At 73.7% G+C, this 11,011-nt stretch carries 7 protein-coding genes; 4 read left to right on the forward strand and 3 right to left on the reverse strand.

Annotated features, from left to right (window positions below; all coding sequences use genetic code 11):
* Positions 1-226 precede the first annotated feature (226 nt).
* Together ACSMTC_RS28805 and ACSMTC_RS28810 are read left to right on the forward strand one after the other, a co-directional pair.
* Positions 227-1,027: an ABC transporter ATP-binding protein gene (locus ACSMTC_RS28805; protein WP_436562628.1), complete on the forward strand. Its 801-nt coding sequence runs from the start codon at positions 227-229 to the stop codon at positions 1,025-1,027.
* A complete protein-coding gene (locus ACSMTC_RS28810) occupies positions 1,024-3,561 on the forward strand; it encodes an FtsX-like permease family protein (protein WP_436562629.1) in 2,538 nt (845 codons plus the stop codon). The genes ACSMTC_RS28805 and ACSMTC_RS28810 overlap by 4 nt, the downstream gene beginning before the upstream one ends.
* Before the next feature lie 26 nt (positions 3,562-3,587).
* On the opposite strand, the gene ACSMTC_RS28815 is transcribed toward ACSMTC_RS28810, so the two are convergent.
* Complete coding sequence (locus ACSMTC_RS28815; protein WP_436562630.1) at positions 3,588-4,370, reverse strand: alpha/beta fold hydrolase; 783 nt, start codon at positions 4,368-4,370, stop codon at positions 3,588-3,590.
* 164 nt (positions 4,371-4,534) lie between these two features.
* Here ACSMTC_RS28815 and ACSMTC_RS28820 point away from each other — a divergent pair, with 164 nt between their 5' ends.
* Complete coding sequence (locus tag ACSMTC_RS28820; protein WP_436562631.1) at positions 4,535-5,395, forward strand: helix-turn-helix transcriptional regulator; 861 nt, start codon at positions 4,535-4,537, stop codon at positions 5,393-5,395.
* A 164-nt stretch (positions 5,396-5,559) separates the two neighbouring features.
* On the opposite strand, the gene ACSMTC_RS28825 is transcribed toward ACSMTC_RS28820, so the two are convergent.
* Positions 5,560-6,303 carry a class I SAM-dependent methyltransferase gene (locus tag ACSMTC_RS28825; RefSeq protein WP_436562632.1) on the reverse strand — a complete coding sequence of 248 codons (744 nt, stop codon included), beginning with the start codon at positions 6,301-6,303 and terminating at the stop codon, positions 5,560-5,562.
* A gap of 372 nt (positions 6,304-6,675) precedes the next feature.
* Between ACSMTC_RS28825 and ACSMTC_RS28830 the strand changes: the two genes are divergently transcribed.
* A complete protein-coding gene (locus ACSMTC_RS28830; RefSeq protein ID WP_436562633.1) occupies positions 6,676-8,847 on the forward strand; it encodes a PIG-L family deacetylase in 2,172 nt (723 codons plus the stop codon).
* A gap of 42 nt (positions 8,848-8,889) precedes the next feature.
* Here ACSMTC_RS28830 and ACSMTC_RS28835 read toward each other — a convergent pair whose 3' ends face one another.
* A complete protein-coding gene (locus ACSMTC_RS28835; protein WP_436562634.1) occupies positions 8,890-10,701 on the reverse strand; it encodes a stealth family protein in 1,812 nt (603 codons plus the stop codon).
* Positions 10,702-11,011 lie beyond the last annotated feature (310 nt).

Consider the following 11,011-nt stretch of genomic DNA (forward strand, 5'->3'; position numbering starts at 1 on the left):
ACCTCACGCTCCGACCTGCGGGAGCGGCGAGCCGGCGGGTGGAAACGGAGCAGAGTGGGGGCACCCTGGAAGGCTCTGCGCACACCCCGGCGAGTCCCGGTACCGGTGGCCCCGGGGTGCGGGCGGGGGATAACCCCACCATGGGGAGGCCGGTGGCCACCATGGTTCGCCGTCGTCCGGATTCCTAGCGTGGACCACGTAGTCGACCAGCTAGGAAAGGCACACCATGGCACTGCGCCCAGGCCGCACACGGACCGAGCGACCACAGCCCGTGTACCCGGCGATCGAACTGCGCTCCGTACGGCGCAGCTACGGTCGGGGCGAGGCGGCCGTGCACGCGCTGCGCGGCGTCGATCTGGCGCTGCCGCGCGGGAGTTTCACCGCCGTGATGGGGCCGTCCGGGTCCGGCAAGAGCACGTTCCTGCAGTGTGCGGCCGGGCTGGACCGGCCGAGTTCGGGGGAGGTGCTGCTCGGCGGGGTGGAGATCACCGGGCTGGACGAGAACCGCCTGACCGAGCTGCGGCGCAGCCGGATCGGGTTCGTCTTCCAGTCGTTCAATCTGCTGCCGTCGCTGACGGTGCGGCAGAACGTGCTGCTGCCGCAGCGGCTCGCCGGTGTGTCGCAGGACCGGCGGCGGGCCGATGAACTGCTGGCCCGGGTCGGCCTGGGGGAGCACGGCGGACGCCGTCCCGGGCAGCTGTCCGGCGGGCAGCAGCAGCGGGTGGCGATCGCCCGGGCGCTGATCACCGAGCCCGAGGTGGTGTTCGCGGACGAGCCGACCGGTGCGCTGGACACCCGTACGGCGCAGGAGGTGCTCGGACTGCTGCGGCAGGCGGTGGACTCGATGGGCGCGACGGTGGTGATGGTCACCCATGACCCGGTGGCCGCCTCGTTCGCGGATCGGGCGCTCTTCCTGGCGGACGGTGCGATCGTCGACGAGCTGTGGTCTCCGCAGCCGGAGGCGGTGGCGGGCCGGATGCTCGCGCTCACCGCGGCGCCGGGTCGCTACGCGGGAGCGGCGGCGTGAGCAACGGTCTGGCACGCGCCTCGGTGCGCTTCAGGCCCGCGTCCTTCGCGGGCAGCTTCATCGCGCTGCTGTTCGGCGCGGCGATCATCACCGCCTGCGGCATCCTGCTGCAGAGCGGTATCACCGCGCACCTCGCACCCGTGCGCTACGCGCAGTCGCCGGTGGTGGTCGCCGGTGACCCGTACGCCAGGATCAGCGTCAAGCACGGCAAGAACACCGACGAGAAGGCGACCGCACTGTCCGAACGGGTCAGGGTGGACGCGGAGTTGGCGTCGCGGATCGCGGCCCGCCCCGGGGTCGCCGCAGCCCTGCCGGACCTGGCCTTCCCGGTGCTGTCCGACGCTCTGCCGACAGTGACCGGCCGGGGCTACTCCTCGATCGGCATCACCGCCCCGGGCACCGCTCCGCTGGCCGAGGGGCACGCCCCCGGCGCGGGAGAGGTGGTGCTGGACGAGGCCACCGCGCGGGCCGCGAAGCTGCGCACCGGTGACAGGGTCTCGTTCACCGCGCCTGCCGGCGGCGGGAGTTACCGGATCTCCGGTCTGGCCTCCGCGCAACTAGGCTCCGGCGGCGCGTGGTTCGGCGACGCGGTGGCGGACCGGCTCTCCGGGCACCCCGGCCGGGTGGACGCGATCGCCGTCACCCCGCGCGAGGGGGTGTCGCCGCGTGAACTCGCCCGGCAGGTAAGGGAGGCGGTCGGCGGTGCGGCCAAGGTGTTCACCGGTGACGACCGCGCGATGGTCGAACGGCCCGCCCTGCTGCAGGCGGGGGAGGTCCTGATGGGCCTCGGCGGTTCCTTCGGCGGAATCGCCGCCATGACGGCCGTCTTCGTGGTGATGGGCACGATCGCCCTGGCCACCGGGCAGCGGGCCCGCGAGTTCGCCCTGCTGCGCGCGATCGGCGCGACCCCGCGCCAGATCCGCCGCACCATCGCCACCGAGGCGGTGCTGATCGCCCCGCTCGCCGCGGCCCTGGGCACCGTACCGGGGTACGCGCTGGCCCGCTGGTGGTTCGACCAGCTGGTGGCGCGCGGCGCGGTGCCCGAGGGCGTCGTACTGGACGTGGGCCCGATCCCGATCCTGGTCGCGGTGGTGCTGAGCCTGCTGGCCGCGCTGACCGCAGGCCGTCTGGCCGCGCGGCGGCCGGCCGGGCTCCGGCCCGCCCAGGCGCTGGGCGAGGCCGCCGTGGAACGCGGCCGGCCAGGGACGGTGCGCACCGTCATCGGCCTGGTCGCGGTGGCGGGCGGCGTGGTGCTGGCCGTCGTCGCCGCCAACCTGAACGGTGCCACCGCCGCCAACACCGCGCTCGGCGTGGTCATGTGCTTCCTGCTGGCGGTCGCCCTGCTCGGCCCGCTGCTCGCCCGGGCCGCCACCACCGTGCTGGGCCTGCCGCTGCGGACCGGCGGCGCGGGTGCCGCCGGGTCGCTGGCGGCCGACAACACCCGGGCCAACGCCCGGCGGCTGGCCTCCGCGATCACCCCGATCGTGATGGTCACGGCCTTCTGCGGAACCCTGCTGTTCCTGCAGAGCACCATCCGGCACGTCTCCGGCGAGCAGGTGCGCAAGGGGGTCGTCGCCGACCAGGTCCTCGGCTCGGCCGGGCCCGGACTGCCGGCCGACACCGCCGAGCGCGTCGCCCGGGTGCCCGGGGTGGCCGCGGCGGTCGGAGTGCTGCGGACCGGAGTGTTCCACTGGTCCCTCGACTCCCTCAACTCGGATACCGCACTGGGCATTTCGGGGAATCCGGCGCAGCTGTCCAAGGTGCTCGACCTCGGTGTGCGCAGCGGCTCGCTGAGCGCGCTCGCCGATTCTCCGGACACCGTCGCGCTCTCGGCCATGCTCGCCGAGGATCTCGACGCCAAGGTCGGCGACCGGGTTCCGCTCCGGCTCGGTGACGGCACCGAGGTCCGGCCGAAGCTCGTCGCGACGTACGAACGCGGCCTCGGGTTCGGCCAGGTGCTGCTGCCCCGGGCCGCGGTGGCCGCGCACGTCGGCGCCGGGTACGACAGCCAGGTACTGGTGAGCGACGCCCCGGGTGCCGAACGGGCCTCGGTGGCACGGAATCTGGCGGAGCTCGGCGTTCCCGGCCTGACCGTCACGGACGCCGCCGGGTACGCCGCGCAGACCGACCGGAACCAGGAGATCGGCTCCTGGGCGAACACCGTGATGGCCGCCGTCCTGGGCGGATTCGCGGCCGTCGCCGCCGCCAACACCCTGGTGATGACGGTCCTCGACCGCCGCCGCGAGGTCGGACTGCTGCGGCTCGCCGGCACCACGCGCCGCCAGGTGCGCGGCATGATGCGCTGGGAGGCGCTGCTGGTGGCCGCCACCGGACTGCTGGTCGGCGGGGTCATCGCCTGGATCACCCTGTCGCCGATCACCCGGGGCCTCACCGGCTCCGCACCCCATGTCCCGCTCTCCACCGCCCTTCCGCTGGCCGGCGGCGCGGTCCTGCTCAGCCTCGTCGCGACGGCCCTGCCGACCCGGGCGCTGCTGCGCAGCCGCCCGGTGGAGGCGGCCGCGGGACGCCAGTAGCGGACCAGGACGGGGGAACCGCCGGGTCACCGGGTGAACTCGTCCACCAGCTTGGCGAATTCCTCCGGCTTCTCGAAGAGCGCCACATGCCCGGCGTCGATCTCGGCGTAGGAGCTGTCCGCGATCGCCGCGTGCAGCGCCCGGCTGTTCTCGACGGGCACGGTGGCGTCCTGGACGCAGCCGATGACCAGGGTCTCCGCCTGGATGCGCGGCAGCAGCGCGCGGATGTCGAGCTGGAGGTCGTAGTCGACATGGCGCAGGGTGCCCGGGGAGGCCGGCATGTTGGGGATCAGCTGCTCCACCTGCTCACGGCCGATGGCGTTGAGGAAGCCGCGGCTGAAGCCGGTCATGGTGACGAGCCGTCCGAACGCCTCGGAGTCGGTCCGGCCGAGCCGCTGCCACAGGGTGAAGAGGTTGCGCAGGTACTCGTCGCTCTCGGTGTGGGCCCACCCGGCCACCAGGATCAGGCGCCGCACCAGGTCGGGGCGGAGCGCGGCGGCCGTCGCGGCGACCGTGGCACCCATCGAGAAGCCCAGCAGGTCGACCGGGCCGGTGCCCGAGTCCTCGATGACGGCGATCACCTGGGCCGCCAGGCCCTCGACGGTCAGCGGCGCGCCGTCGTCGGTGGTGCGGTCGGCACCGGACAGGTCGGGGGTGATGACGGTGTGGTTCCCGGCGAAGACCGGGGCGATCTGGCCCCAGTTGATCGCGGCACCACCCGATCCGGTGCCGTGGACCAGGACGAGAGCCGGACCGTCGCCGGTGCGGTCGTAGTGGACCAGGGCGTCGGCGACGGAGACGGTTGCCATGGTGGGACTCCTCTCCCAGACGGGGCTGGGGTTCTGCCCGGCGGTGCCGGGGCCGGGCGCTCGCTCCGGCAACGCCAACACTGCCGCCGCCCGGTCGGGGCCGGGAGAGCCCCGCCGACCCTGGGACCGGCGATCCCTGGTTGGGCCCGGCCCCGTCGTGCAGGATGGCGCGCATGACGATCAACCGTGCCGAGCTCGCCGACTACCTGCGCTGCTCCCGGGACCGGGTCCGCCCGCAGGACGTGGGCCTGCCCGCCGGACCCAGGCGCCGGACCCCGGGTCTGCGCCGCGAGGAGGTCGCCCAGCTGGCGGGGATGTCGGCCGACTACTACATCCGGCTGGAGCAGGCCCGCGGCCCGCAGCCGTCCCCGCAGATGCTCTCCGCGCTCGCCCGCGCGCTGCGCCTGACCGCGGACGGACGCGACCACCTCTACCTGCTCGCCGGCCACCGGCCGCCCGCCGGCCGCGCCGCCGGCGACCACGTCAGCCCCGGCCTGCTGCACCTGCTCGACCAACTCCCCACCACCCCGGCCCAGGTGCTCAGCGACCTCGGCGACGTCCTCGCCCAGAACGCCGTCGCCCGCGCGCTGCTCGGCGGGGTGTGCACGGTGTCCGAACACGGCCGCAACGTGGCCTGGCGCTGGTTCACCGATCCCGCCGTCCGCGCCGCCTACCCCGCCGAGGAGCACGACCACTACAGCCGGCTCCACGTGGCCGACCTGCGCGCCGCCACCGGCCGGCGCGCGGGTGACCCGGCGGCCGCCCGCCTGGTGGAGCGACTGCGCACCGCCAGCGCCGAGTTCGACGCCCTGTGGGATCTGCACGAGGTGGCCGTGCGCCGCCACACCCGGATGCGCGTGCTCCACCCCGTGATCGGCCCCGTGGAACTCGACTGCCAGGTGCTGCTCGCCCCCGAGGGCGACCAGCGCCTGGTCCTCTACACCCCGCCTCCCGGCAGCGACACGGCCGGCCGCCTGGCCCTCCTCGACGTGGTCGGCACCGAGCAGTTCAGCCCGGCCGGCTGAGGGCCGGACCGCCCTTCGAGGCCGCGGCTCCGTCCGACTGCGGCGGTGCGGTGGAATCATGAAGCCCGCCGTCCACGCCGGGCGGGTGCGCCGACCTCCTCACGTGCGGCGCCGCTCCGCACTCCTTGAGCGGCTCGCGCTCCTTGAGCAGCGGTGGCCGCGGATCACCAGCGACGGCCCAGCCGTCTGAGCCGCAGCACGTCGGGGGAGCGGCCGTCCTGCGGGCGGAAGCCGGCCTCGCCGAGTTCCCGCGCCAGCTCCTCGTCGGTCAACGGCCACTGGTGGAAGGTCTCCCGGGCCCTGCGGATCTCCCGTCCCCGCCGGTGCACCAGATAGAGGTAGTCGAGCCGGATGCGGTCCGACTCCGTGCGCTCGGTCAGCCAGGCGGTATAGACGTCGGACCCGACCCGGGCCCGGCCTGCCCGGCGGCGTCCCGGCCCGGCGGGGAGGGCGGCGGGCGGGCGGTCCACGAACAGCAGGCCGCCGGGGAGCAGGCAGTCGGCGAGCGCGCGCCAGACCTCGCGGCGCTCCGCGGGCGGCAGACCGGCGATCACCCGGAAGCAGACGGCCAGGTCCGCCCGCGCAGGGAGGTCGAGCTGCTGGGCCCGGCAGGTGTGGACCGTCACCCGGCCGAGCGCCTCGGGGCCGGCGGCGGCCAGCCGGGAGAGCAGCACCGTCCGCATCGCGGCGGCCGGTTCCACCGCGTGCACGGGCACGGACGAGGCGTCGACCAGCACACCGGTCACCAGCCCGGTGCCGGCGCCCAGTTCCACGATCCCGACCCGGGCGGCCGCGGCCGGCCCGCTCAGCGCCAGCGCGTGCCGCCGGTACTGAGCGCCGTGCAGGACGTCGTAGAACTCCGCCGAGACCGCGTAAGCGCCCTGAATCTCCGGCGCCACCTGCTCCATCAGTCCATCATCAGCGCAACGCGACCGCCCCTCAATCGCTGCTCAGGGGCCCGATACGCTCCGTGCCGCGCCCATGGCGCCGTGCCACCGCCGGGGCCTGCCCGGCGGACCTCTTCGCCCACGCGAGGGCCGCCGCGCCCCCACCTGCGGTCCCGCGCGGCCCCACCCGGCACAGCCCGGCACAGCCCGGCACAGCCCGGCACAGCCCGGCCACGCGGCCGAATTCGCGCCCGAAAGACCCGTGACAGGCTCCCGGAGCAGAAAGGTTCGAACGGCGAATTTTAGTATTGTTCCCCGACAGAGATCTTGACACGGGGACCCCCACTTCAGCGGAGCGCGGCCGACCCCGACACTGCCCAGGGGGGACCACCCGTGAGCCCGACTCCAGCGGCGCAGGACAGTGCGCCCGAAGCCGTACCACCCCGGCGGACCGCCCACGAGTGGGGCCGCCGGACCGTACTCGGCGCAGGGCTCGCCGCCCTGTCGCTGACCGGCCTCGGCGGTATGTTCAGGGCCGGCCCGGGTGAGGACGAGGCCGCGGTGAAGGACCTGGCCAGGGCCGGCGGCGCGCCCACCGGAGAACGCTGGCACGGCTCGCACCTGCAGATCATCGCGCACCCCGACGACGACCTGTACTTCATGAACCCGCTGCTCCAGCGCTCCATCGCCGAGGGCTCGACGGTCGCGACCGTGGTGATGACCGCCGGCGAGGCCGACGGAAAGAACAGCCCCACCGACGACGACAGGGAACACGACAAGACCCCGACCGACAAGCCCGGCTACACCGAGGCCCGGCACAACGGACTGCGCTCGGCCTACGCGCTGATGGCCACCGGCAATCAGCGGGCCGCCTGGCGCCGCGAGGTGGTGGCCCTCGGCGACGGCGCCCAGGTGGAGCGCTGCACCCTCGCCGAGCGCCCGGCGGTCCAGCTGTACTTCTTCAACCTCGCCCAGAACCTGCACGGTTCGGCCAAGGCCCCGGACGGCACCGGCGTACGGCTGCGCACCCTCTGGTCCACGGACGTCCCGCTGGAGAGCACCCTGCCCGGCACCGGCTCACCGGTCACCGCGCCGCAGGACTTCAGCCGCGAGAGGGTGATCGCCTGCCTCCTCGACCTGCTGAAGCAGCGCCGGCCCACCGTACTGCGCACCCTGGACCCCGACCCCGAGCACGACCCGTACGAGCCGGGCATCTCGCTCGCCGACCACATCGACCACACCGCGACCGCCCAGTTCGTCCTGGCCGCGCTGCGCCAGTACACCGAGCAGACCGGCGAGCGCCCGGTGGTCGAGTACTTCCGCGGCTACACCAGCAAGTTCTGGCCGCCCAACCTGAGCGACGCGGCCAAGGCCGAGAAGCGCGAGTACCTGATGCCGTACGCCGGTTACGGCGCGCCGTGCCCCGCGGACGCCTGCGGCGACTTCCAGGTGCGCCCCGACCCGGGCGACTCCATGCACATCATCAGCACCGCCTACCGCTACACCCCGGACACCGACTGGCTGGTCAAGGACGGCACCGGCCGGCTGAACGCCTTCGCCGTGCTCGGCGGCCGGGTGGCGCACTGGGCCGAGCAGGCACCCGGGAGCGGGAGCTGGGGTGCGGTCCGCTTCCTGGCCGGCGACTGGCTGATGCCCAGGCTCCAGGTGCGCGCGGACGGGTCGGGCCGGATCCACCTGGTCGCGCTGCGGCGCTGGGCCGGGGAGAAGGACGCGGTCGGGGTCGAGGTGGTGCGGGCGGTACAGAGCGCTCCCGGCGGCGACTTCGGCTCCTGGGAGTCGCTGGAGGGCCCGGACTACGGCAACTCCGACCAGCGGGTGCGGCGCGAGATCGGCGGGCCGGCCGCCGCCCTCGACGCGGACGGGCGGCTCCATGTCTTCGTCCGCGACTTCGCCCACGGGCTGAGCCACCGCCAGGAGCTGCCCCAGGGCGGCTGGAGTCCGTGGCAGCGGCTCGGGGGAGCGCGGCTGCAGGACGCGGTGACGGCGTTCACCGGCCACGACGGTGCGGTCCAGGTCTTCGCGACCGACACCTACGGCGTACTGCGGTGGCGTCAGGAGCGGCCGGGCGGAGCGTTCCGGGCCGAGCGGATCGGTACCCCGGTGCCGGTCGCCGGCGCGGTCACCCCGGTGGAGTGCGCACCGGGCCGGCTCACCCTGTACTACCGGGAGGCCGGCAGCGGCGACGTGGTGGCCTACCGGCAGGAGTCCGACGGCGCGCACTGGCCGCCGCTGCCCGCCGTCCTCTCCGGGCACGACGGCATCGGGGAGGTCGCGGTGGCCCGGCACGGCTCGGGCGGGCGCGGCGGTACCGCGGTCGCGGACCGGGCCGGGTCCGGTCTGCTGAGCCTGCTGGTCACGGCGCCGGGCGCGGCGGGGACCGCCTGGGCACAGAGCGGCGGACAGCTGGTGTACGCCCCGGCCCTCGCGGAGGACTCGACGGGCCGCATGGTGGCGGCGGTGATCGGCACCGACGCCCGCCTCCACCTCACCCGTCAGGCGACCCCGGACGGCACCAGCCCCTTCGGGCCCTGGGCCACCGTCTGAACAACCCCTGGCGGCGCCCCGAGGACGCCGCCAGGGCCGCCGTCAGCGCTTCTCGAAGGGGCTGGGCTGCGGGAAGTACGCGTCCAGGAACGGCTGCAGCAGCTCCAGCTGGTTCGCCAGGTCCTTGCGGTCCGAGACCGTGTCGTTGATGCAGAAGACGTCCAGGTCCCGGGCCGCGAGGATGCGGGCGAGCCGGCGCGAGGTGCTCTGGTGCATCAGGTCCAGATAGGCGTACTTGAGTTCGGACGGCACCGCGCGGGCGCTGTGGTAGCCGTAGTAGTGGTGCAGCGAGGAGGCCACCGAAAGGTCCGAGGGGCTGCGGAACTTGGCCTCGGACGTCGCCTGGTGCAGCTCCTTGAAGTGCTCCTCGATCTCGGCGAGCACATCGCGGCGCAGCGCGTGCGGCACGTGCTGCATCTTCTGCACCAGGGTGCTGCCGAAGTCCTCCTCGATCAGCCGCCGGTTGTTCTTGGCCGCGGCGGAGACCGGCGAGTCCAGCAGCGAGGGGGTGCCCAGCGGCACGGCCGCCACCGACGGGAAGAACTTGCTCAGCCCGTTGGAGTGGAAGAACAGCTGCGGCGAGATCGGACGGCCCAGGAAGACGTCGTCGTTGAAGTAGAGGAACTGCTCGGACAGCCCCTCGACGTGGTGCAGCTGGCTCTCGATGGCGTGCGAGTTGAAGGTCGGCAGGACGCCCTTGTCACGGAAGACCTCCCGATGGCTGAGCACCTTGATCCGGGGGTTGGAGGTGTCCAGCCAGGGCGGCGTCTGGTCGTCGGTGACCAGGTACACGGTGCGTACCCAGGGCGCGTTGAGGTGCAACGAGCGCAGCGAGTACCGCAGTTCGTCCCGGCTCATGTAGCGCGCGTCGTTGGCGGCCTCGGGGTTGAGGTCCTGGGCCGAGCCGTCGGCCTCGGCCCGGCGGCGCTGCCAGGCCGGGTCGTTGCCGTCCACCCAGGTGTAGACCACGTCGATCGGGAAGCGGATGTCCTCCGGCAGCGCGCGGACGAACTCCGGCCGGGTCGGGACCGGGTTGTCGGGGCGGTCCCAGGCCTCCAGCCGGGTGAACATGCCGACGGGCCCGGGGACCGGCTCGTGCCAGGCCGGTACCCGCTCGGTGACCCGGTTGCGGCGCGGGGCGACCAGCTCCCCGTCCTCGGGCGCCCAGAACTCGATGTCGCAGCCGTACTCGTGGCCCATCACACAGGTGGTCCCGGGGTCCGCGTGGAACCAGGTCATCCGGATGACCTCGGCCTGGGCGACGGTGGTCCAGGCGTGCTTCTCGAAGCCGGGCTCGGACCGGGTCGGCGCCGTGCTCCGGTCGGTCGGCATGGCCGAGACGTAGCCGGGGACGGTCGCGCAGAGCGCCGCCAGCGCCCGGTACGCGGCCGGCCGGTCGGCGCGGGAGACGGCGATGGTGGCGGAGGTCTCCTGGAAGCCGCGGACGGCGAAGCAGTCGATCCCGGCCTCGGCCAGGGCGGTACGGACCAGGGTGAGGTTGTCGTTGCGGGCCTGCAGCGGGGAGACATCCGGTCGGAGGCTGACGATCTTCCGCGCCCGGCCGACCTGGATCAGCGTGACCCGGCCCGACTCGAACAGCGCGGGGTGGCGCTTGGCCAGCAGACCGCCGTGCACCGAGGCGACCTTCTGCTGGACCGAGAGCGAGCGGGAGAGCCGGTGGATCACCTGGGTGCGGAGCTCGTACGGGACCATGCCGGCGATCGCCGCGCGGCTGCGCTCGGGGAGCAGCCGCCGGTACACCCGGACGACCTTCGAGCGCTCCGACTGGAGCACACCGACCGTGCTGGGGGCGGTCGGCGCGGGGGCCGGCTGTTTCTGGGCGTGGATCGCCATCTGCCGGCCAGGGCCGTCGTTTATTTGCGAGCCAGCCAACGTATCCCCCTGGTGCATGGATTCCGGAGCTCACCGTCCGTCAGTCGGATCGGACACTTAATTTCATCACATCTTCATCCCCCTCAGTCTTGAGTCGGGGGGCGTCTATCGGTTCCTAAGAAGATTTCGTGGCTTATGTCCTGTTTTGCTGGCTTTCGATGAGGTGTCCCGGCGGTCCGGTGTTCCCGTGGCGCGGTGCCCCGGTGGCGCGGGAAGCCTGCGGTCGGCAGGCCGCTGCAGCGCCCGGGTGCGGCACGGACCTCCCGTCAGC

Origin of the sequence: Kitasatospora sp. HPM-01-4, assembly GCF_051374625.1 — a bacterium.
Taxonomy (GTDB): Bacteria; Actinomycetota; Actinomycetes; order Streptomycetales; family Streptomycetaceae; genus Kitasatospora.